At 72.0% G+C, this 21,581-nt stretch carries 21 protein-coding genes and 3 pseudogenes; 8 read left to right on the forward strand and 16 right to left on the reverse strand.

Translation table 11 applies throughout. The annotated features are described in order from the left end of the window. Both AB0J04_RS32500 and ltrA read left to right on the forward strand, forming a co-directional pair. Positions 1–588, forward strand: a pseudogene (locus AB0J04_RS32500) (transposase); the annotation flags it as partial. A 753-nt stretch (positions 589–1,341) separates the two neighbouring features. Continuing rightward, on the forward strand, positions 1,342–2,544 hold the full coding sequence (ltrA, locus tag AB0J04_RS32505; RefSeq protein WP_363172224.1) for a group II intron reverse transcriptase/maturase: 1,203 nt from the start codon (positions 1,342–1,344) through the stop codon (positions 2,542–2,544). A 100-nt stretch (positions 2,545–2,644) separates the two neighbouring features. Here the strand turns inward: ltrA and AB0J04_RS32510 are convergent, their stop codons facing one another. Then, on the reverse strand, positions 2,645–3,403 hold the full coding sequence (locus AB0J04_RS32510) for a dienelactone hydrolase family protein (RefSeq protein WP_363172196.1): 759 nt from the start codon (positions 3,401–3,403) through the stop codon (positions 2,645–2,647). Positions 3,404–3,500: 97 nt separating this feature from the next. Beyond that, positions 3,501–4,121: an L-threonylcarbamoyladenylate synthase gene (locus AB0J04_RS32515; protein ID WP_363172197.1), complete on the reverse strand. Its 621-nt coding sequence runs from the start codon at positions 4,119–4,121 to the stop codon at positions 3,501–3,503. Between the two features lie 223 nt (positions 4,122–4,344). Here AB0J04_RS32515 and AB0J04_RS32520 point away from each other — a divergent pair, with 223 nt between their 5' ends. Next, the gene (locus AB0J04_RS32520; RefSeq protein ID WP_363172225.1) at positions 4,345–5,892 is read left to right on the forward strand and encodes a helix-turn-helix domain-containing protein; all 1,548 of its coding nucleotides are present in this window, start codon (positions 4,345–4,347) and stop codon (positions 5,890–5,892) included. A gap of 119 nt (positions 5,893–6,011) precedes the next feature. On the opposite strand, the gene AB0J04_RS32525 is transcribed toward AB0J04_RS32520, so the two are convergent. Genes AB0J04_RS32525 through AB0J04_RS32550 form a run of 6 tightly spaced genes read right to left on the reverse strand, consistent with a single transcriptional unit; the run spans position 6,012 to position 11,252 of the window. Then, positions 6,012–7,238, reverse strand: coding sequence for a cytochrome P450 (locus AB0J04_RS32525; protein ID WP_363172198.1), 1,227 nt, complete (start codon positions 7,236–7,238; stop codon positions 6,012–6,014). Continuing rightward, positions 7,235–8,497: a cytochrome P450 gene (locus AB0J04_RS32530; RefSeq protein WP_363172199.1), complete on the reverse strand. Its 1,263-nt coding sequence runs from the start codon at positions 8,495–8,497 to the stop codon at positions 7,235–7,237. Before AB0J04_RS32530 ends, AB0J04_RS32525 begins: the two co-directional genes overlap by 4 nt. After that, a complete protein-coding gene (locus AB0J04_RS32535; protein WP_363172200.1) occupies positions 8,494–9,120 on the reverse strand; it encodes an ATP/GTP-binding protein in 627 nt (208 codons plus the stop codon). The genes AB0J04_RS32530 and AB0J04_RS32535 overlap by 4 nt, the downstream gene beginning before the upstream one ends. Beyond that, the gene (locus AB0J04_RS32540; RefSeq protein ID WP_363172201.1) at positions 9,089–9,454 is read right to left on the reverse strand and encodes a DUF742 domain-containing protein; all 366 of its coding nucleotides are present in this window, start codon (positions 9,452–9,454) and stop codon (positions 9,089–9,091) included. The genes AB0J04_RS32535 and AB0J04_RS32540 overlap by 32 nt, the downstream gene beginning before the upstream one ends. Continuing rightward, a complete protein-coding gene (locus AB0J04_RS32545) occupies positions 9,451–9,873 on the reverse strand; it encodes a roadblock/LC7 domain-containing protein (RefSeq protein WP_363172202.1) in 423 nt (140 codons plus the stop codon). The genes AB0J04_RS32540 and AB0J04_RS32545 overlap by 4 nt, the downstream gene beginning before the upstream one ends. Next, positions 9,870–11,252 carry an ATP-binding protein gene (locus tag AB0J04_RS32550; protein WP_363172203.1) on the reverse strand — a complete coding sequence of 461 codons (1,383 nt, stop codon included), beginning with the start codon at positions 11,250–11,252 and terminating at the stop codon, positions 9,870–9,872. Before AB0J04_RS32550 ends, AB0J04_RS32545 begins: the two co-directional genes overlap by 4 nt. A 276-nt stretch (positions 11,253–11,528) precedes the next feature. Here AB0J04_RS32550 and AB0J04_RS32555 point away from each other — a divergent pair, with 276 nt between their 5' ends. Further along, positions 11,529–11,726 carry a hypothetical protein gene (locus AB0J04_RS32555; protein WP_363172204.1) on the forward strand — a complete coding sequence of 66 codons (198 nt, stop codon included), beginning with the start codon at positions 11,529–11,531 and terminating at the stop codon, positions 11,724–11,726. 20 nt (positions 11,727–11,746) lie between these two features. Here AB0J04_RS32555 and AB0J04_RS32560 read toward each other — a convergent pair whose 3' ends face one another. The 4 genes from AB0J04_RS32560 to AB0J04_RS32575 form a co-directional block, all read right to left on the reverse strand. Next, positions 11,747–12,214, reverse strand: a complete 468-nt coding sequence (locus AB0J04_RS32560) for a hypothetical protein (protein WP_363172205.1) — start codon at positions 12,212–12,214, stop codon at positions 11,747–11,749. 147 nt (positions 12,215–12,361) lie between these two features. Continuing rightward, positions 12,362–13,672: a DUF3500 domain-containing protein gene (locus tag AB0J04_RS32565; protein ID WP_363172206.1), complete on the reverse strand. Its 1,311-nt coding sequence runs from the start codon at positions 13,670–13,672 to the stop codon at positions 12,362–12,364. An 88-nt stretch (positions 13,673–13,760) separates the two neighbouring features. Continuing rightward, on the reverse strand, positions 13,761–14,129 hold the full coding sequence (locus tag AB0J04_RS32570) for a metalloregulator ArsR/SmtB family transcription factor (protein ID WP_363172207.1): 369 nt from the start codon (positions 14,127–14,129) through the stop codon (positions 13,761–13,763). A gap of 152 nt (positions 14,130–14,281) precedes the next feature. After that, positions 14,282–14,656, reverse strand: a complete 375-nt coding sequence (locus AB0J04_RS32575) for a hypothetical protein (protein WP_351907201.1) — start codon at positions 14,654–14,656, stop codon at positions 14,282–14,284. 227 nt (positions 14,657–14,883) lie between these two features. On the opposite strand from AB0J04_RS32575, the gene AB0J04_RS32580 reads away from it, so the two are divergent. After that, on the forward strand, positions 14,884–15,537 hold the full coding sequence (locus tag AB0J04_RS32580) for a phosphoribosyltransferase family protein (protein WP_363172208.1): 654 nt from the start codon (positions 14,884–14,886) through the stop codon (positions 15,535–15,537). A gap of 46 nt (positions 15,538–15,583) precedes the next feature. On the opposite strand, the pseudogene AB0J04_RS32585 reads toward AB0J04_RS32580, so the two are convergent. From AB0J04_RS32585 to AB0J04_RS32595, 3 genes and pseudogenes are all read right to left on the reverse strand, one after another. After that, positions 15,584–16,532 (reverse strand): annotated as a pseudogene (locus tag AB0J04_RS32585) (beta-galactosidase trimerization domain-containing protein); the annotation flags it as partial. Positions 16,533–16,597: 65 nt separating this feature from the next. Next, positions 16,598–17,140: pseudogene (locus AB0J04_RS32590) on the reverse strand (substrate-binding domain-containing protein); the annotation flags it as partial. Positions 17,141–17,198: 58 nt separating this feature from the next. Then, entirely contained in the window at positions 17,199–17,513 is a 315-nt protein-coding gene (locus AB0J04_RS32595; protein ID WP_363172209.1) for a hypothetical protein, read from the reverse strand. A 25-nt stretch (positions 17,514–17,538) separates the two neighbouring features. On the opposite strand from AB0J04_RS32595, the gene AB0J04_RS32600 reads away from it, so the two are divergent. Genes AB0J04_RS32600 through AB0J04_RS32610 form a run of 3 tightly spaced genes read left to right on the forward strand, consistent with a single transcriptional unit; the run spans position 17,539 to position 20,287 of the window. Further along, positions 17,539–17,808, forward strand: coding sequence for a hypothetical protein (locus AB0J04_RS32600; RefSeq protein WP_363172210.1), 270 nt, complete (start codon positions 17,539–17,541; stop codon positions 17,806–17,808). A 56-nt stretch (positions 17,809–17,864) separates the two neighbouring features. Beyond that, on the forward strand, positions 17,865–18,650 hold the full coding sequence (locus tag AB0J04_RS32605; RefSeq protein WP_363172211.1) for a cyclase family protein: 786 nt from the start codon (positions 17,865–17,867) through the stop codon (positions 18,648–18,650). Next, positions 18,647–20,287 carry a thiamine pyrophosphate-binding protein gene (locus AB0J04_RS32610; protein WP_363172212.1) on the forward strand — a complete coding sequence of 547 codons (1,641 nt, stop codon included), beginning with the start codon at positions 18,647–18,649 and terminating at the stop codon, positions 20,285–20,287. The genes AB0J04_RS32605 and AB0J04_RS32610 overlap by 4 nt, the downstream gene beginning before the upstream one ends. A gap of 54 nt (positions 20,288–20,341) precedes the next feature. Here AB0J04_RS32610 and AB0J04_RS32615 read toward each other — a convergent pair whose 3' ends face one another. After that, positions 20,342–21,499, reverse strand: a complete 1,158-nt coding sequence (locus tag AB0J04_RS32615; protein WP_363172213.1) for a hypothetical protein — start codon at positions 21,497–21,499, stop codon at positions 20,342–20,344. Positions 21,500–21,581 lie beyond the last annotated feature (82 nt).

Here is a 21,581-nt window from a genome sequence, read left to right on the forward strand (position 1 = left end):
GCGAGGAGTACTACCAGGCCCACCCCCGCGGCGGTCACCCGCCCAAGCACGCCAAGGAGTTCCGCTTCGCCGGCCCCGACACCTGGGGCGAGCCCGACGCCGCGACCACGCACGTCACCGACCGGTACGGCACCGCCCGCGCGATGGCCTGGGACCGCATCCACCCCCGGCTCACGACCCGCTGCGCGTGGATCGACCACGACGGAGGTTCGACATCGAACACACCTTCCGCATGATCAAACAGACCCTCGGCTGGACCCGACCGAAACTCCGCAGCCCCGAGGCGGGCGAGCGCTGGACCTGGCTGGTCATCGCCGCGCACACGCAACTCCGCCTCCTGCCGGAGGCCGCCGCCGACCCTGGGAGAAACCGGCCGGGCCCGGCCGGCTCACCCCGGCCCGGGTCCGCCGCGGGTTCAGGAACCTCCGCCCGCACCTGCTTTGTCCCTCCCGCACGCCCAAACCCTCAAAACCCGGACCAGGACGGCCACTCGGCTCGAAGAACCGGCGCCCCGCCACCCGCTACGACGTGGGCAAGACCGTGAAACGACCAGAAAGCATCACCGAACGAAACCTGCTCAGGGGATAAATGCCAAGCGTACGTCCAGCAGTCCGGGCGTCATCGCAGTTCAGAAGGGATGTGAGTGATGTAACCGGACGTCAAGCTCAGGGTAGCCAGCCGGTGGAAGTCCGGTCCGGGGAGACGACAGGGCCCCTGGTAGCTGACTCCCGGCGTCACTCGAAATGGTGGCGTCGAAGTGGAGTGACAAGCGCCCTTCGGGGGTGTGCAACCGGCCAGTCCGCAACATGAAGTGAAGCCTGCAGCGTCGTCATTTAACCCCCGCCCGAGGGCGGGCCAAAGAGGAGCCGAGCCTGTGCTTGATTGGCGAAGGCCACGGAAGGCGATCTTGGACCTGGAGCGGTCGCCGAGGAACCTCCCGGCGTAAGGGGCGTGGAATGGTCGGAAGGTTGTCCTGGGAACTGGAGAGAGCCTCCTCGGCCCCGGGTTTGCGGCCCGGGAAGCGTGGCCTTCCTATAACCGGCAGAACCGGGAAATGGGAGGTTGTCGAGAGGCAGTCGGAGGGGGTCGTAGTAGTGAGGATCGGCGGGACAACACAACCCGCCGGGAGCGAAGGACCCCTGCTTCATCGATGCGATTCGCAACCAGGGAGGGACCCGGGTGAGTGCCGTTTCGGCTAGTTCCATCCGCCGGGAGGAAGGCGCCGCAGGACCGGGCCGCCGTCCTCTGGACAAGGTTCGTGCCCTGCAACGGACGCTTTACCGCTGTGCCGAGCAAGAACCCGAACGCCGGTTTCACGCCTTGTATTGCCATGTCCACCGCATGGACGTTCTTCGGCGGGCGTGGGCGGGTGTGTGCGCAAACCGGGGTGCCCCCGGCGTGGACGGCATGACCGTCGACGCGGTGGAGACCTCGGGGGTGGATGCATTCCTCCAGGACCTTTCGCAGAGACTGCGGACGCATACGTATCGTCCGTCAGTGTTGCGGCGGGTCCAGATTCCCAAACCGGGGCGACCGGGGGAGTTCCGGCCGCTTTCGATCCCCACGGTGGCAGACCGCGTGGTGATGACGGCTGCGAAAATGGTCCTTGAACCAGTATTCGAGGCCCAGTTCACCGAGGCGAGCTATGGATTTCGGCCGAAGAGGTCCGCGATCGACGCGTGCGAAGCCGTGCGTGTCGCCGCGAACCAGCGGCGGGAGCGGGTGTTCGAGGCCGATATCCGTGACTGCTTCGGCACGATCGGCCATGAGGCGCTGATGGCCCAGGTGGCACGGCGTGTGGTGGACCGACCGATGCTGAAGCTGATCCGGGCCTGGCTGCGGATGGGAGTCCTGGAGGGCGGGGTGACCTCGCCCACCGGGGCGGGAACCCCTCAAGGCTCACCGATTTCCCCGTTGCTGGCGAATATCGCGCTGCACGTTCTTGATGAGGCGTGGCAGAACGAAGGACGCCGGCTGGGGACGCTGGTGAGGTACTGCGATGATTTCGTGGTCCTGTCGCCGACGGAGCAACGGGCCGAACAGGCCCGCGAATTGACGGCGCGACTGCTGGAACGGCTCGGGATGCGATTGCATCCCGAGAAGACCGGCATCGTCTGCCTCACCCGAGGCGGCCAGGGCTTCGACTTTCTCGGATTCCACCACCGGAAGATGGAGTCGTGGAAATGGCGGGGCAAGTACTACTTGCAACGCTGGCCGTCGGCCAGAGCGATGAAGGTGCTGCGGGAGAAAGTCCGTGCGGCGACCGCTCGTTCGAGGACTGAGCGGCCGGTATCCGCCGTGGTAGCCGATCTCAACCCCGTGCTGCGGGGCTGGGCTGCGTACTTCCGTAACGGTAACTCAGGGCGGAAGTTCAACGTGGTCGACGGCTACGTCCACGAGCGGCTGGCGATTTTTGCCAGCGCGAAACACAGACTCGCGGGCAGGAACTGGACCACCCGATTTACTTATGAGTGGATCACCCGGCTTGGTGTCTACCGTCTTACCGGAAACGTGCACAGGGCGACGGCGCATGCCAGCCGGTGAACGATGTCGGAAAGCCGTGTGCGGGAGAACTGCATGCACGGTTTGAAGCGGCGGGGACTGGAAACGGAGCATCGGCCACCGCGCCAGTCCCCGACCCTACTCAGCCGAAGGTGCGCTTGAGCAGGTCCAGCAGTGCGGCCCAGTGCCGCTCCGCGCCCTGCTCGTCGTACGCGGCGGTGTCGGCCTGCGTGTAGCCGTGTTGCGCGCCTTCGTAGACCTCGCAGGTGTGGCGGACGCCCGCCGTGGTGAGGGCCTCCTCCAGGCGCTGCATCTGCTCGGGCGGCAGGGCCGAGTCGTTGTCGGCGTGGCCGAGGTAGACCTCGGCCGTGATGTGCTCGGCCGAGCGGTGGGGGCTGTCCGGCGCGTCGGTCGCCAGATGCCCGCCGTGGAAGCCGCCCACGGCGGCCACCCGGTCCGGATGACCGCCGGCCGTCCACAGCGCGAGCCGGGCGCCCATGCAGTAGCCGGTGAGGGCCACGGGGCCGTCCGCGACGAGCTCGCTCTGCTCCATCCACCGCAGATACGCGCCCGCGTCCCGCACGGTCAGTTCGGAGGTGAGGGACAGCATGATCGGGTACAGCGTCTCGAAGATCTCCGGGCGCGCGGCCGGGTCGATGAACTCGGGCAACTCCACGACGGGAGCGCGCCCGTGCCGGTAGAACACATTGGGGACCAGCACCGTGTAACCGGCCTCGGCGAGCCGGTCGGCCATCGCCCGCAGATGCGGACGGAGCCCGAAGGCGTCCTGGTAGAGCAGCACGCCCGGCCGTGGCGTTCCGTCCCCGGGACGGGCCAGATAGGCGTCGGCGACGCCGTCCTCGGTGGGGATGTCGACGGCTGTTCCCTGTACGGAGGTCATGTGGGGGCGCCTCTCTGACGCAGTTCGCGGTGTACGGCGAACGTCATCGTTGCATGCACCATTCACCCGGCCGCGGGGACCCCCGCCGCAACGCGCGCTACTCGAACCGGGAGGTGTCGCCGGCCCCGTGCCGCACGACCTCCGCCTCGCCCTCGGAGAAGTCGATGACCGTCGTCGGCTCGGTGCCGCAGTCCCCGGAGTCGACCACGCCGTCCACCACATGGTCGAGCCGGTCCTTGATCTCCCAGCCCTGGGTCATCGGCTCGTCCTCGCCCGGCAGCAACAGGGTGCTGGACAGCAGGGGTTCGCCGAGCTCGGCGAGCAGGGCCTGGGTGACGACGTGGTCCGGGATGCGCACGCCCACCGTCTTCTTCTTCGGGTGCTGGAGCATGCGGGGCACCTCCTTCGTCGCCGGGAGGATGAAGGTGTAACTGCCGGGCGTCGACGCCTTGATCGCGCGGAACACGTCCTTGTCCACCCGCACGAACTGGCCGAGCTGCGCGAAGTCCTGGCAGACCAGGGTGAAGTGGTGCCGGTCGTCGAGGTCGCGGATGGCCCGGATCCGGTCGATGCCGTCCTTGCTGCCCAGCCGGCAGCCGAGGGCGTAGCAGGAATCCGTCGGATACGCGATCAGCGCGTCCGCCCGGATGGCGGCCGCGACCTGGGAGATGGTGCGCGGCTGGGGGTTCTCGGGGTGCACGTCGTAGTACTTGGCCATTGGCTGAGCTTATGCCGTGCCACCGGACGCCGCCGCGCAAGGCCGCCGCCCCGCCCCGGGCGCCGGCCGGCCGGCCGGCATCGGCCGACCCGGTGACCTTGGGCGGACCGTCCCGGCCCACTCCGCTCGCCGGGCCCGGCCGCCCAGGCAGGTGAGGTAACGTCCCCGACCGATATGACTGGTTCGGCTCGCAGGGGCCGTGAGCGACAAGGAGAGCGCCGACATGGGCGGCCGGGACGACGAGAACCTCCGCACCGACACGGCGGACGGCGCCGGATCGGCGTGGGCGCAGGCACTCCTCGAACACCTGCGGCCCACCGGACGCGACGTCGGCCGCATCGTCGACTGGCTCGCGAAAACGCTCGACGCGACCGTCTCCCTGCGCGACGAGACCGGGGACTCGCTCGCCGGACCGCTCACCCCGCTGGACGAGGCCCGCGTCGCCGACATCACCGGCGGCCGTCTCGCCTCCGCCGCCTGGGAGGGAGACGGCAGGTTCGTGCGCCTGCTCAGGGTCGAACTCACCCGGCCCGGCGCGGCCGGCGTGCTCGCCGTGACCCGCACGAGCCCCTTCGACCGGCGCGCCTCCGACATCGTCACGCACACCGTGGGCGTCCTGGAGCTGCTCCTGCGCGCGCAGCAGACCGCGGCGACCGGACGCCGGCTGGCCCGCGCCACCGCCGATCTGCGCCTGGCCATCCTGCAACTGCTCATGGTCGAGGACACCATCGCCGCCCGCCGCGTCGCCGCCGGTCTGTGGCCCGGCCTCCTCGACACCGACACCGCCTGCGTCTACGTCGTCGAGGTCAGCCCCGAGGAACGCGACCGCCTCGCCGCGGCCTGTGTGGCGGCGACCCGGGACGAGGCACTCGTCGTGCGCTGCCCCGCCCTGGCCGGCCATGTCATCGTCGTCGTCCCGGACGACAGCACGGGCGGCGTACTGCGCGCCCTGTGCGATCGCAACCCCGGTGCGTTCCTCGGGCGCAGCTCGCGGCAGAGTCTGGCCCGCACCGCCACCGCCTACGGACAGGCCGTCAGCGCGCTCGCCGTCGCCCGGTTCCGCCCCGACAAGTCGGCCGTCTACGCCGAACGCACCCACCCCGAACGCCTGATGGACCCCGAGGTGCTGCGCACCTGGACGACCCGGCTGCTGCGCCCCCTCGACACCCTCCCGCACCACACCCGCGCCGAACTCCTCGCCACCACCCGGCTCGGTCTGGAGTTCACGGCCGTGAACGCGGCGAAGGTGCTCGGCGTCAGTCGCAACACCGTCCGGGCCCGCATGGAACGCGTCGAGAACCTGCTGGGCACCGACTTCTCCGACCTCACCGTCCGGGCCGCCGTCCACCTCGCCCTCAACGCGCAGGCCGGCACAGCGGAGGAGCCCGCCGGCGCCGCGGCCGCCCCCGGCCGGCTCGGCGAGCTGCTCACCGGGCCCGCGCTGCACGCCTGGGCGCAGGATCTGCTGGCCCGCCTCGACACCGACGGCCGGGACCTGCGCGGGACGCTGCGCGCCTGGATCGCGGCCGGCGGCAACGCCGAACGCGCCGCCCAGCGGTTGAGCGTGCACGCGCAGACCGTCCGCGAACACGTCCGCAGCGCCGAACCCGTCCTCGAACGCCAGCTCCTCGCCGGCGGCAGCGACCTGTACGAGGTGGTGCTGGCCCACCTCGCGGCCGGCGACCTCGACCAGCCCGACCTGCGGGGACATCCCCGACGGGATTTCGGCCAGGCGGAATCGGGCCATCCGGACTCACCTGTGCACAGGTGAGTCCTTCGGCCCCGCGAGCGGGCACGGCCACGATTCACAAGCCGCCCGCCGGGCCGTTAGGTTCAAGGAACCGCGGGGGTACGACCGGTACGGGGGACTGGTCGCACCCCCGTGTGCCTTCACCCCCGAAGCCGCACCGGGATCTCCTGCCAGCCGCTCGCGATGAACGAGGGCACCTGCCGCAGCTCCCCGTCCCCGGTTGCCAGCCGCAGCCCGGGGAACCGGTCGAAGAGCGCCGTCAGCGCCGTCAGCGCCTCCATCCGGGCCAGCGGAGCCCCGATGCACCGGTGCACACCGAGCCCGAAGGCCAGATGGTCGTCGGCCGCGCGGGCCGCGTCGAACACCTCCGCGTCCGGCCCGTAGTGCGCCGGGTCCACGTTCGCCGCCGCGTACGTCGTGACGATGGCGTCCCCGGCCGGGATCGTCACGTCACCCACCTTCAGGTCGCTGACGGCGAACCGCAGCGGCAGCGTGGCGATCGACGGGTACAGCCGCAGCGTCTCGTCCACGACGGCGTCCCAGCCGAGCGCGCCGCGCCGCACGGCCGCCAGCTGCTCGGGCCGGCGCAGCAGCGCCACCGTCGCGTTCCCGATGAGGTTCACGGTCGTCTCGAAGCCCGCCCCGATGACCAGCAGCAGCGTGTACACCAGCTCCTCGCCGCTCAGCCGGTCGCCGTCCTCGTCCCGCACCCGGATCAGCTCGGTCGTCAGGTCGTCGCCGGGGTGCTCGGTCCGGTGGGCGATGAGCGAGCCCAGCACCGTGCCGATCTGCTCCTGGACGAACGCGGCGTGCTCCGGCGTCGGGTCGGAGGTGTCCATGATCGCCGCGATCAGCCGGGCGGTGGCCTCCCGCAACTCCTCGGGCACGCCGAAGAGTTCGCAGATGATCCGCATCGGCAGCGGATGCGCGAACCCGGCCTTGAGGTCGACGACCTCGGCGCCGTCCTCCTCGAGGGCGTCCAGCAGCTCCGCGGTGATCGCCTCCACCCGGCCCCGCAGCGCCTCCGTGCGCCGGTGGGTGAAGCTCGGCGCGACCAGCTTGCGCAGCCGCGCATGGTCGGCGCCGTACGTGGAGAGCATGTTGACCACGCCGACCCAGCCCAGGATCCAGCCCCAGGACGGGTGCTCGCCCAGCTCCGGCCACTGCCGCCAGTGCTGCCGCGGGTCCTTGCTGACCTGGGGGTCGAGGATCAGCTCCTTGAGCGTGTCGTACCCGGTGGGCGCCCAGGCCGGGATGCCGCCGGGCAGCTCCACGGGCACGATCGGACCCAGGGCGCGCAGCCGGGCGCTCTCGCCGGGGATGTCGGCGCCCAGCGGGTCGAGGGCGATGCGGTCGGTCACGGTCACGGTCGAACTCCTGGCTGGTCGGGAGAGTCGGAGGAGACAGGGGCGGGCGTGCGGGGGCTGAAGCGGACCGGCAGCGCGGTCAGCGAGCGGTGGAAGGGACCCGGGCGCCAGTCGAGCCGCTCGCGGGGCAGCACGGGATCGAGATCGGGCAGCCACTGGGTGAGCCGCTCGATCGCCTCGGTGACGAGCAGCAGCGTGTGCTGCTTCACCGGACAGGCGTGCGCGCCCGCGCCCCACGACAGATGGGAGGCGTCGTTCGGATGCCGGTCGCCGGTGACCTCCTGCTCGGCGAACACCCCGAGCGCCCCGTACGACACCACCACCGGCACCGCGTCGCGCAGCCACACCCCGTGGAACGCGACGGGCCTGCGGGCGTAGTAGATGCCGTAGTTGGCCAGCGGCGTCTCGTGGTGCAGCACCTCGACCACCGCGTCCATGACCGGCCGGGCGCCGCTGGTGAGCGTGGAGTAGTACTCCGGGTTCCCCAGGATCCGGGACAGGGTGTTGGACACCAGGTTCGCGGTCGGCTCGTACCCGGCTCCGAGGGTCAGGAACACCTGCCAGGTGACCTCCTCCGGGGTCAGCCCGGCGGGGTGGTCGAGGAGCCGACTGGGCAGATCGTCGCCGCGCTGCGCGGTCTTGGCGGCGATGACGTCCAGGACGTACTGGGCGTACAGCGCCTCGCCCTCGGCGGCCTGCGCGCCGCCCTCCATCATCTTGCCCAGGCCCTGCTCGAGCCGGTCGCCCTGATCGTCCGGCAGCCCGAACAGGTCGTTGAAGACCAGCGCCATCAGCGGCCGGGAGAAGTCCGCGACCAGGTCCGCTTCACCGCGGGGGCCGATGCGCGCCGCCAGCAGCCGCACCGCCCGGTGCACACGACCCCGTAGGTCGTGCGGTTCCACCAGGTCGAAGACGTCGATGAGGGTGGTGCGGTAGCGGACGTGCGCCGCGCCGTCGGAGAAGAGGGCGTTCGGGCGCCACCGCATCATGCCGAGCACCGGCGAGTCGACGGGGACGGTCGTCTCCCAGGCCCGCGGGTCGTGCGAGAACGTCTCCTCGTCATGCAGCACCTCCAGCGCCGCCCGCCGCTCGGTGACCACGTACGCCGGCACCCCGGGTGCCAACTCGGCCCAGCCGATGGGGCCTTGGGTGCGCAGGGCGGAGTAGTAGCGGTGCGGGTCCGGTGCGAAGCCGTCCTCCCACAGCCGTACGGGCACGGAGCGGGAGAAGTCGCGCCGGTCCAGGGGATAGGCGGTCACCGGGCCTCCACGGGGTCGCGGCCGATCAGATGGTCGACCAGCGCGAGCAGCGCGTCGATCGAGGAGTTCGGGTCCCGGGCGTCACAGGTCACCATCGGCGTTCCCGGTTCCAGGTCCAGCGCCCGGCGCAGTTGCTCCTCGCTGTAGTGGCGGGGCGCGTCGGGGAAGGCGTTGAAGGCGACCGCGTACGGCAGCCCGCTCTCCTCCACCAGGCCCAGCACGTCGAACGACGCGTCGAGCCGCCGGCTGTCGACGAGGACGAGCGCGCCCAGCGCCCCGTAGGCGATGTCGTCCCACAGCGCCCGGAAGCGCTCCTGTCCGGGCGTGCCGAACAGGTACAGCACGACGTCGCCGGACAGGCTGATCCGGCCGAAGTCGATGGCGACGGTCGTCGTCGATTTCTCCCGCACCCCGGCCAGGTCGTCGACCTGCGCGGACGCCTCGGACAGATGCTCCTCGGTGTGCAGCGGCCGGATCTCGGACACGGAGTCGATCAAGGTCGTCTTGCCCACCCCGAACGGCCCCGCGACCAGGATCTTCACCAGGTCGCGCGCGGTGTCGGGGAGGTGGACGGCGCCGGGCGCTGCGGCGCTAGGGGCTGAGCTTGAGGGCGCGGAGGCCATCGGCCACTCTCTTCAACAGGTCGGGGTCGAACCGCTCGGCGGGCGGGATCGGCGCACGGGCGGTGATCAGGTCCCGGTCGACCAGGCCCGCCGCCAGCACCCGCACCGCGGAGAACGGGAGTCTGAGCAGCGCCGCCGCCTCCACCACCGCCAGCGAACCGCACTCCAGGGTGTCCAGGAGAGCGAGTTCGGCGGCCGGGAGGCCGTCGGGCAGCGGCTCCTCGCAGCGGGTCAGCACCGACAGTCGCTCCAGATGGGGGCGGCTGGGCCGGGCCACACCGCCGGTCGACAGATAGGCGGGAACCAGGGGGCGGCCTGCCGGGCGGCCGGTCATGCCGACGCGTTGTCGTCGGCTCCTCGGGGCGCTGCCGCCATGGCCTTCTCGCCCAGTCGCGCCACCTGGGAGTGCACCCGGTGCGCCAGCAGGTCCAGCCGCACCTCGCCGTCGCCGTACGCGGCCACACAGGTGCCGTGGTCGGTCGGCACGATCAGCACGTATCCGTGGTCGGACTCGATGACGATCTGCCGGATGTCGGCCCGCTCCCGGTCGGCGAACGCGGCCGCCGCGGTACGGCAGGCCCCCTGCACCGTGCTGGTGATGGCGGCCACCCGCTCGGCCGACGGCTGGGACAGCGCGTCGGTGTACCCCGTCACGAGCCCGTCCCGGGTCAGCATGACGGCGGCCAGCACGTGCGGCACCTGCAGGACCGGTTCCAGCACCCATGCCGTGTCGCCCGTGTTGCTGCTGGTCATCTGTCCGTACCCCCTTCGTTGTCGGTCGGGTCGATGTGGTCGGCCGCGGGGTTCCCGGCCGCGTTCTCCGCGTCGGCGCGGGCCGCGGCAGTACCGGACTGCAGCGCGCCGAGCGCGGCCGCGGCCTCCTCCGGACGGCGCGCGGGACGGTGCGACGGCGCCTGCGCCGGTGCGGCGGCGGCCCGGGTGCGGCGTCGGCGCTGCGGCAGGCCCTCGGCGTCCTCCGGCTCGTGATGGCCGGGCGGGGCCTCGGGGCCACCGGTCTCCGTCCCGTACGCGTGGGCCGGCGGCCGGTCGGGCACGGCTCTGCGCGTCGTGCGCGGGGCGCTCGCGGCCGGGGGCCGGGCAGCCGGGTCGAGGTGGCTGAGCAGGTGGCTGTGCACCCGCAGCACCGCGCGCACCCCGCCGTACGGGGAGGCCGAGGAGACGTCGACGCCCAGGTCGAACTGCCGGGTCAGCCGGCCGATCGCGGCCAGCCCCATGCGCGGCGGATCGCCCAGGTCGGTCAGCAGGATGAGGCCGTCGCCGGCCACCAGCCGCTGGGCGCGGTCGCGTTCGTCGCGGGTCATGCCGAGACCCGCGTCGTCGACGGTGACGCACACCCCGTGGTGGACGTGCTCCAGGCTCACCACGACGTCGGTGTCGGGGGAGGAGTGCCGGAGCGCGTTGTCGAGCAGTTCGGCGACGATGATGGCCACCGGCTCCACGGCGTGCGAGACCAGGGCGGTGCCGGCCTCGAGGTGGTTGTGGACCCGGACCCGCCGGTAGCCCGCGAGCCGGGCCTGACCACCGGTCACCGCGTCCACCAGATGCGACTCCTCGCGGGCCAGCCCGACCCACGCCCCGCACACCACGGCGGCGACCTGCGCGCGGCGCAGCGACTGCTCGTTCTCGTGGTCCAGCCGGAACAGCGTCTGCGCCAACTCCGGGTCGTCGTAACGCTGCTGGAGTCCGCGCAGGGCGTCCTGGAGCCGGTAGAGGGCGGCCTGGATCTCCCGGACGGCACCCCGCATCCCGGCCTGCGCCGCGGCGTCGACCCGGGTGCGCTGGGCGGCCACCTCGGACTGCAGCGCCAGCAGCACGTTCTCCAGCCCGATGCCCAGGGGGGTGCCGACGGTGAGCGGTTGGAGCGGGCCCGGCACGGCCAGGTGCGGATGGGCCACCTGACGGGCGGCGGCGGGCACCCGCTGTGCGGCCAGATGCTCGACCTCGGCCGTGAACGCCCGCGAGGATCCGTCGAGTCGGGTGCGCAGGGCGGCGATCTCCGCCCGCTGCCGGGTCTGTTGCCGCCGCAGTCGCAGCACCCCGCCGCCGAGGGCGAGCGCGGACAGCGTGCCGGCGGCCAGGCCGCCGGCCACCAGGTCCGGTAATTCGATCATCGCTTCGGTTTCCAGAAGGGTCGGGCGTCGTCACGGAGTTCAGGGCAGGGGTGGGTCCGACGGGCTCGGACCGGGCACTCGCAGCACAGTACACACCGTCATCGATCGCTCCCGCACGGTTGAGCGAGACTTGGCTCCGAAAGTGCCGCCTTCTGTTCGCTTCTGCGCCGACTGTCGGGAATGCCATGGCCTCCGAACGGGGGCTGCGCTCACCCGTGGCGGTGAGCGCGCGCTGCCCGCGCGTACCACCGGCGTGCCCCCTCGCGTTGGTCAGGCATGGACCGAACTCCTCCCGCGGCGCCCCGTGACGACTGCCCGTCCGGCCTCCTCCACGCCCGGCGGGCGAGCGGCCCGCACTGTCGAGTGCCGATCTACGCCGGGCTCGTCGCGGAGTGGCGCGCCCGCGGCCGGACCGTGCCCGTCCGCCCGGGCGTGCAGTGGGTCTCCTTGGTCCGCCGCCCGCGCCGCCCCTGACACCTCCTGTCGGCAGCGCGTCACGGACCGTACGCCGGGGTCAGCACGGCCAGCGTGCCGTTGGCCTGGCGCAGCGCGAACTCCAGCGTGGCAGGCGCGTGCAGCGCACCGGTCCCGTCCGGCGGGACCAGCCACTCCAGGCGCCGGGCCGCCCGGTACGGCGGCGGCACCGCCACCCAGGAACCCCGCCCGGCGCGCCGCAGTCCCGCGCCGATCCACCGGCTGCCGGGATCGGGCGGCAGGAAGAAGCCCACCCGGTGCGCCGCGGTGTCCACCAGCGTCGGCCCCGGCGCGGGACGCGAGGTCTGCCACAGCAGGTCCAGCGTGAGCAGTCCCAGCCGGTCGGGCACGCTGAGCACGTCCCAGTAGCGGCCCGCCTCCAGGAGCGCGACCCCCTCGCCCTGGTCCCAATCCCGCTTGCACGCCCGTGGGTCCGTCGCTGCGGCGGCGAGCCACTCCACGCCGCGCATCCACATCGCATCGCTCATGTCGGCTCCGTGTGACCTCCCCGGCGGCCGCATGCCGACCGGGCATATGCATGCTGGTAGATATTTCTACGGGGCGGAAGGGGTGGCGAACCCTGGCGTTTCGGTCTCTTTCGTTCGACCCTCGTGCTCCTGTTCCACTCCGCAGTTCTAGTGGTCGTTCTCCAGGTGCAGCTTGAGCAGGTCCACGCCGTAGTCGCGGCCGTTGGGGGTGCGGATGACGGTGTGGATGTGCTGCTGGGTGGGGGTGCCGCCCGGCCCGCCCATGCCGCCGCCACCGCCGCTGTCCTTGTTGCCGTAGGCCAGCGGGGACTGGGCGTCGTACTCGATGAGCACGACCGGGCTGTGCACGCGGTAGTAGAAGGCGGAGGAATCCTTCGTCTCGCCGATCCAGTAGAAGTACGTGGCGTCGAGGTGCTCCTCCACCTCCTTCATCTTCACCTCGGCGTGCGCGCCGTCCATGGTGCCGACGTAGACGCGCACGAGGTCGAGCAGACTGCTCTTCTGGGCGTCGGTGAACCCGGCGGCCACGAGGCCCTGGTAGGCGAGCTCGAGGTTGTCCTGGCCGGCGCCGGCCTTCAGGTTGTCGCCGGCCTTGGTCTCCGAGGAGATCGCCTTCCTGCGCTGTGCGTCGGTCAGCGACCGCAGAAGGGCCAGCCCGGCCGTGGTCTCCTTCTTGAAGAGGGTGATCTTCTCGCCGTTGTAGGTGGCCGAGGTCGGCTCGGAGCCCATGAAGGTGGGCGTCATGACGACCTGGTCGCCGAGCACGAAGTAGTTGACGGCCACATGGTGGCCCTCGTACTGGAAGCCCCACGGCTCGGTGGTCGACGGCGTGCCCATGAAGGTGAAGAAGTAGGCGCCCTCGGTGAGGGTGTCCCGGCCGCCGCCGCTGTAGTCGCCCAGGAACGCGTTGAGCTTCATGATGTTGCGCGTCTGGGCGAGCCCCTCGGCGGAGAGCGCGACGCCGAGCAGGGCGTAGCCGAGGTTGCGCTGCTTCTCGGTCAGGTCGCCCATCCGGGCGCCCTCGCGCTGATAGCCGTCGACGTTGCTCCAGGCCGGCCATTCGTCGTCGTCCACCTCGAAGACGGAGGCCTCGCGCTCCGCGGCGGTCAGCCCGTCCAGGAAGGCCTGGGCGGCCTTGACCACCTTGTCCGTGGAGACGTCCGTGGCGTGGACCGAGTACAGGTCCTCCAGCACCTTGCCGTCGGTGGTGACCCCGACGAAGTCGGCGTACTTGACCTCGCTCGCCCCGGGGCCCATGCCTCCGCCCCCGCCGCCGGGCCCTGCGGGGGGCATTCCGCCCGGGCCGCCGTAGGAGGCGGAGGCCGCGGCGTCGGAGGAGCTGGACGAGCAGCCGGTCATGGTCGCCATCGCGGCGACTCCGCCGGCGAGCAGCGCCTTGTTCATGAACCAGCGACGGCTGCGCTCGGTTTCAGGGGTGCGTGGTCGGTGTCCGTGCATGCAGCCCAAGCTTCAGGAAGTACCTGAAGGAAACCTGAAACCCGTCGAGCTCCTCCGGCGGGACCTGTCGGGCTCCCTCGGGTGCCCGTCAGGACCCGCCGGGGCCGCCCTGGGGCACCGACAGCGGCAGCTCGGCCTGGCGCAGCTCGGCCAGCAACTCGTTCTGCCCCGCGAGGAGTTCGGTGAGGATGCGGCGGGCGGCCCGCAGCAACTCGGCCACGTCACCGCCCGCCAGCGCGTAGCTGACCGTCGAGCCCTCGCGGATCGACACCACGATCCCGGACCGGCGCAACACCGCCAACTGCTGGGACAGGCTGGACGGTTCGATCTCGATCTCGGTGAGCAGGTCCCGCACGGGGACGGGGCCGCCCTGCAGCAGTTCGAGGACCCTGATGCGCACGGGGTGCCCGAGCATGCGGAAGAACTCGGCCTTGGCCTGGTAGAGGGGAACCTGCATGGTCGGTCGCTCGCTCCCTGCCGCGTTCGGTGCCTGGTTCTCGATCCTGGTGGCTGGGGGCTCCGCACACCCGTCTGATGCGCTGATCTGGATGTGTCGAGATGAAGAAACCTTCAATTCGATGGCGTGCGAAGCCGCGGACCTCCGGTCGCCTACACCTCGAGCTCGGCTTCGATGCGCTTGAGCTGGTGCCGGGCCATGGCCAGATTGGACCGGTCGCGGTCCAGGACGAGGTAGAGGAACAGCCCGCTGCCGCCGCGACCCTTGAGCAGCCGGATGAGGTGGTACTGGCTGCCGAGCGTGATCAGGACGTCCTCGATCTCGCCCTTCAGGCCCAGGTGTTCCATGGTGCGGACCTTGGCGCGGATCACATCGGTGTTGCCGGCCGCGGCGACGTTCAGGTCCAGGTCCTTGCCGCCGCCGAGCGTGCCGAGTGCCATGCCGCTGGTGTAGTCCACGACGGCGACCCCCAGCGCCCCCTCCACCGCGGTCATCGTCTCCTTCATCGAGATCTCCACATTCGCCATGGCGTTTCTCCTGTCGGTTGCACGGGCCGGGCTCCTCCGGCCCCGCTGGTCCACCGACCGTACGGAGCCCGTCACCCGACGGGGTGACGAGCTCCGGGACTGGACCAAGCGGCTTCGGAAGACGAAGATCCCCGCACGTTTCTGATCGCACAGATCTGTGAATTGAGCGGATCGACCGGGGTACGCGGGAGACGGACGGGGGGAGCGACGGACGAGGGGAGGAGGCCATGCGGTTCCTCGATCGACGGCAGGCCGGCCGGAAACTGGCCGACCCGCTGCGGGCCCGGCAGGAGCGGGGCGCCCTGCCCGACCCCGTCGTGCTCGCCCTGCCGCGCGGCGGCGTCCCTGTGGCCGCGGAGGTCGCCCGGGCGCTGGCCGCCCCGCTGGACGTACTGGTCGTACGGAAGATCGGCGCCCCCTTCCAGGAGGAGTTCGGCGTCGGCGCGATCACCGGCGACGACGAGGACGCCCTCTTCGACGAGGACGCCCTCGACCGGCTGGGCCTGGGCGCGGACGCGCTCACCCTGGCAGTGGAACGCGAACGCGCTGAGCTCCGCCGCCGCGAGCGGTTGTACCGGGAGGGCCGACCAGCCCCCGACCTGCGCGAACGCACCGTGATCGTGGTGGACGACGGACTCGCGACCGGCGTCACGGCGCGCGCCGCGCTGCGCTTCGTGCGGCGCCGCGAGCCCCGGCGGGTGCTGCTGGCCGTGCCGGTCGGCGCGCGGGAGACGGTGGACCTGCTGCGCGCCGAGGCCGACGACGTGATCTGTCTGCATCAGCCCGCCCACTTCATCGCCGTCGGCCTCTGGTACGACGATTTCGACCAGCTCTCGGACGCCGACGTGCTGGCAGCCCTGCACACGGCGGCCGAGCGCTGAGCGAGCTCCCCGTCCTGGGAGCCGTCCATGGCCGCGTTCCGCGACGTCAGCGCCGTGCGTGGTCGGCGGTGTCGTTCGAGGTGAGGACGCGCACGTCCCACGGGCCGAGCTCCAGTGCCGAACCGGCGGACAGGAACCGGCCGTCGAGGGCGTCCGACAGGTCCGTCGGCGCGGACACGGACACCGGCTCGCAGTTCCAGTTGTGGACGATGTGCACGCGGCGTCCGTCGGGAGCGGCGCCGGTGGTCGCGGTGACCGTCGCCGGGAGGTCCCGCCAGGCGTGCCGGGCGGACGGCGTCAGCCACTCGGCCGGCGCCCCGGGCGAGGTCACGGCCGGGCACCGTGCCCACGCAGGTGATCCGGCCCGCGCCGTGACCGCGGGTGGTGACCGCCGGCCAGCGGCCGAAGTGCGGGTGGTCGTAGGAGACGAGGACGTCGGCGTCGGCGACCGTCAGGCCGTCCGCCCAGCGGGTCGCCGTCGCGCCCTCGGGCAGGTCGAGCGGTCCGCCGGGCGCGGCGCGCACGGGGATGTCCCGGACGAGGTTGCTGAACTCGTCGTAGGACACGCCCGCCGCCTCGGTCAGGCGGCCGGGGGCCGGTTCGGTGCGGGCGCGGGCCTCCTGGTCGGCGTAGCCGGTGCGCGGGCCGAGCACCAGGTGGCCGCCCGCGTGCGCGTAGGCAGCGAACCAGTCCAGGGTGGCGTCGGCGGCCAGATACAGCCCCGGGACGACCAGCACCGGGTGCCGACGGGCGGCCTCCTGCGGAGTGAGACCGTCCCGTTCTCCGCTCGGGTCGTGCAGTTGCCGGGCGTGCACGATGCGCACCTGGCGGCCCGCGTCGAAGGCTCCGCGGTAGAAGGGGTCGAAGATGCGGTGGTCGGCGGCCGGGTCGGGTTCGCCGTCCGGCCTGGCCAGCGGCGGGTACTTCTGCATCAGCCACTTGCTGGGCGTCGAGTAGACCATCGTGAGGTCGGCGTCCGGTTCCAGCCCGGCGACGACCGACCGGCTCGGCCGAAGCGGAGGAATCGCATGAGCCCCGGCGCCCGACTTCGAGGGGCGGCTCAATGGTGGGTGGGCGGGCCTCCGTTCGAGAGGGGCGGGGTCTGCGTGCCCGCCAGGACCCCGCGATCCGGGGTCGTCCGGTGCGGCGGGGGTGCGGTCGAGGCGCGGACGACCAGGTCGACCGGTGGGTCGCTCGCCGGCAAGGGCTCGGCGTCCGGGTTCTCGATGGCGTGCACGAGCCGTTTGAGTCCCTCCTGCGCCACGGTGTCGAACGGCTGCGGCACCGTGGTCAGCGGAGGAGTCACATAGGCGGCGACCGGAATGTCGTCGAAGCCGACGACGCTCACGTCCTCCGGCACCCGGCGGCCGGCCTCCGTCAGCGCGCGGATCAGTCCGATCGCCATGTCGTCGTTGGCGGTGAACACCGCGGTGACGTCGCCGTCCGCGGCCAGTGCGCGGCCCGCCGCATGGCCGGACGCGGCCGACCAGTCGCCCTCGACGACCGGCGGGATGTCCCGGCCGTGGGCGGCCAGCGTCGTCCGCCAGCCCTCCAGCCGGTCCCGGGCGGCGTACCAGCGCTGCGGCCCGGCGAGGTGGTGGACCGGACGCATCCGTGGCGGTGCTCGCCCGGTCGGTTCTCCGGAAAACCGGTTCCCCGGATCAGTTCTCCGGCAGCCACTTCTCCAGGGCGTCGATGAGACGGTCGAGGGCGGGTTCCTCGCTCGAGCGGTCCGTCATGACCGTGCGGCCGTCGAACCGCAGCGTGTACTGGAAGAGGTCGGCCGCACCCATGTTCATCGTGAACGTGGGGACGTCGTCCAGCGCCGGATCTCCGAGCAGCGTGCGCAGCTTCGTGAACTGGGCCGCGGTCGTCCGGCGCACCGCGGACTCACCCTTGTCGGCGGTGCGCACGGTGCCGTCGCCCCGCAGGATCACCTCTTTGTTCACCCCGGCGAAGCCACCGCTGATCGTCATGACGACCAGCTTCTGATCCGGCCCCGTGACGGGCACCGGCGACGGACTCGCGGACGCCGAAGCCGACGGGGTGGACGGGGTGGACGACGGCGAGGCGGCGGAAGGGGACGGAGAGGGGGAGGGAGAGAAGGCAGGAGGAGAGGACGCGGTCACCGTGGCGCGCGCCGTGTCCGTCGGCTTCGTCGTGCCCCCGTCGCCCCCGGGGGAGCAGCCGACCAGGGTCAGCACACCCGCCGCGCACACCATCGCCGAACTCCGAGCGAGCACTGTGCACTCCTCGCGTGTCGATACCTGAGTAGCTGTCATATCAGGGTGCCATGCTGTGGGTTCCGCCGTCTCCCGGGAGGAAACATGTCCCAACCGTCCGTCCTCGCCGCGCTGGTCTCGGCTCTGCGCGGCGGGTCGATCGAAGTCGTCGACCTCACCTCACCGCTGTCGTCGGCCACGCCGGTGATCCAGCTGCCGCCCGAGCTCGGCCAGACGGCGGTGTTCGAGCTGGAGGAGATCAGCAGGTACGACGACCGGGGCCCGGCCTGGTACTGGAACAACTTCCGCAGCGGCGAGCACACCGGCACCCACTTCGACGCCCCGAACCACTGGGTGACCGGCAAGGACCTCGCGGATGTGGCGTCCGTGCCGGCGAGCCGGCTGATCGCACCGGCCGCCGTGCTCGACTTCACCGCCGAGGCGGCGAAGAACCCCGACTTCCTCGTGGAGGTGGAGCACGTGAAGGCGTGGGAGGCCGAGCACGGGCCGCTGCCCGAGGGCGGCTGGCTGTTGCTGCGTACCGGCTGGGACGCCCGCGGCCACTCCCAGGAGGCGTTCCTCAACGCCGACGAGACCGGCCCGCACACCCCCGGCCTGTCACCGGAGTGCGCCCGCTGGGTGGCGCGGGAGTCGCCGGTGATCGGACTCGGAGTGGAGACGGTGGGCACCGACGCGGGCCGCGGGCACTCGTTCGACCCGGCGTTCCCCTGCCACTCCTACCTCATGGGCAGCGACAAGTACGGACTGACCCAGCTCCAGAACCTGGCGGCGCTCCCGGCGACCGGCAGTGTCGTCATCGCGGGACCGCTGCCCATCGTCACGGGATCCGGGGCGCCCGCGCGGGTGCTCGCGCTGGTGGAGCGCGCATGAAGGTCGCCGAAGCCGTCGGCCGGGCCCTGTCCGCGGCCGGGGTCCGCCAGGTGTTCGGCGTGGTCGGCTCGGGCAACTTCCACCTGACCAACGCGATGGTCGCCGCCGGGTCGAACTTCGTCGCCGCGCGCCACGAAGGCGGCGCGGCGACGATGGCGGACGCGTACGCGCGCGTGAGCGGCGCCCTGACGGCACTGAGCGTCCACCAGGGGCCCGGGCTGACGAACGCACTGACGGGGATCGCCGAAGCGGCCAAGAGCCGTACGCCGCTTCTCGTCCTGGCGGCGGACGTGACCGCGCCGCGCTCCAACTTCCATATCGGCCAGGAGGCTCTGGCGGATGCGGTGGGCGCGGTGCCGATGCGGATCACCTCGGCCGAGGACGCGGTGGGGCAGGCCCTGGCAGCGGTGCGGCGCGCGGTGCACGAGCGGTGCACCGTGCTGCTCAACCTGCCGCTGGAGGTGCAGGCCCTTCAGGCGCCGGACGGCGTCCCGGCGCAGCCCGGGCCGCTGCCCGCACGGGTGCCGGTCGAGCCGACGGCGGCCGATGTGACGGCCCTGGCGCACCTCCTCGAAGGGGCCCGTCGGCCGGTGTTCGTGGCGGGCAGGGGCGCCCGCTCGCCCGGCGCCAGGGACGCCCTGGAGGCTCTCGCCGACCACTGCGGAGCGCTGCTGGCCACCTCCGTCGTGGCACGCGGCCTCTTCCACGGCAACCCGTGGTCGCTCGACGTCTCCGGAGGCTTCGCCTCGCCCCTGACGGCCGAACTGATCGGGACCGCGGACACCATCGTGGGCTGGGGCTGCACGCTGAACATGTGGACGATGCGGCACGGCGCCCTGATCGGCCCCGGCACGACCGTCGCGCAGGTGGACGACGAGGCGTCGGCGCTCGGCGCGCACCGCGAGGTGGGGCTCGGGGTCACCGGTGACGTGGAGCTCACCGCGCGGCGGGTGCTGGCTGCGGGCGGCGCGAAGCGGCAGGGCCGCCGGACCGCCGAGGTCGCCGCGGCCGTCGCCGCCCGCGTGCAGTGGCGGGACGTGCCCTACGAGGACACGAGCGGCGAGGACCGGATCGACCCGCGCACGCTGAGCATCGCGCTCGACGACCTCCTGCCCGCGGAACGGGTCATCGGCGTGGACTCCGGCAACTTCATGGGCTACCCGAGCATGTATCTGTCGGTTCCGGACGAGAACGGCCTGTGCTTCACCCAGGCGTTCCAGTCGATCGGCCTCGGACTGGCGACCGCGATCGGCGCGGCCCTGGCCCGGCCCGACCGGCTTGCGGTGGCCGCGCTCGGGGACGGCGGCGCGCTGATGGGCGCGGCGGAACTCGACACGGTGCGCCGTCTCGGGCTGCCGATGGTGGTGGTCGTCTACAACGACGACGGCTACGGAGCCGAGGTGCACCACTTCGGGCCCGACGGACACCGACTCGACACCGTCCGGTTCCCGGAGACCGACATCGCCGCCGTGGCCCGCGGGTACGGCTTCGAGGCGGTCACCGTGCGCGGGCGGAGCGACCTGAGGGCGGTGGCGGACTGGCTGTCCGGCCCGCGCTCGGCCCCGCTGCTCATCGACGCGAAGGTGGTCAAGGACCGCGGGTCCTGGTGGCTGGAGGAGGCGTTCCGCGGGCACTGACCACCGTCAGGTCAGACCACCGTCAGGTCAGACCACCGTCAGGCCAGACCCCCGTCAGCTCGGATCACCGTCAGCTCGGACCACCGTCCCGTCCGCGGGTCCGACGGCGTAGAGGCTGGCCATGCCCGCGTCGGTGAGCACCCCGAGGCGGCCGCCGCCCACCCAGGTCAGGACGGACCGCCGTACCGAGTGTTCGATCGGGAAGCGGAGCAGAGGGCGCAGCTCGGCCGGATCGAGCACATGGACCTCGTCGCGGTGCGAGACGGCCAGGCGACCGCCCTCGGGATCGATCGCCAGATCGCCGCGCGCGGAGTCGAACGGCAGCGGCCGGCCCGCGGGGCGCGTCCCGTCGGTGAGGTCGAGACAGTGCCAGCGCCAGGTCCCGTACCGGTCCTGGGCGATCAGCCGGCGGCCGTCCGGGGTGAACAGCAGCTTGGCCACCATCGCGAAACCGCCCGACCAGGTGTGCCGCACCCGGCCGTCGGCCACCTCGCGCACGACCACCTCGCCGGGCCGCGCGCAGTACGCGAGCAGACTGCCGTCGGGGGAGAGCGCGCCCTCCATCTGGAGTGCGTGCCCGCCGTGCGTCGTCGCCGGGACGGTCTCGCGGAACAGCTCGGTCCCGTCGGCGAGTTCGGTGACGACGACGTCCGGCTCGGCATACCAGACGGCACGGGTGCCCGCCCCGCCCAGGAAGCTCACCGGGTGCGGGTTGTGGGCCGTCAGGGCCTCGAACCCGCCGAAGGGGACCGGTCCGGAGAAGATCTGGTGGTCGCCGCGGACCAGGATCCGCTTCAGCTCCGGAACATGACGGGCCTGCCAGGCCAGCCGGCCGACGGGCAGCGACACGCTGTCGGCCAGGCCGCCGTCCTCGTCGACCAGGAACAGCCGTTCACGCTTGTCGGTGTCGTCGTACCGGTTGCACAGCAGTCGTCCGTCCACCGCCTCGGCCACCATGGCGCCGGTGTAGGCGGGGCCGAGGTAGCGGTGCATGACCGGTTCGCCCGGGGCGGCGGTGGGATCGCTGAGCACGAACCCCTTCCGCAGCCGGGCCCACTCCTGCTTGAGCGCGTACTCCGGCCCGGCCCCCTCCTTCCTCGTCCGGCGCTCCCGTCCGGGGGAGCCGGCGAGGGTCTCGACGACGCCGTCGGCGCTGTGGCTGGTCCAAGTCCGGCCCGTGGCCGGGTCGCTGAGGCGTCGTGTGCGGGGCATGTCCCGATCCTTCACCGAAGTGACCGCGTCCGGCGCGCAGTTGTGTCAGAAGCGTTGACCGAGTTTCTGGAAACGTTTTAAC

The sequence above is a fragment of the Streptomyces sp. NPDC050263 genome, assembly GCF_040655955.1.
Lineage (GTDB): Bacteria > Actinomycetota > Actinomycetes > Streptomycetales > Streptomycetaceae > Streptomyces.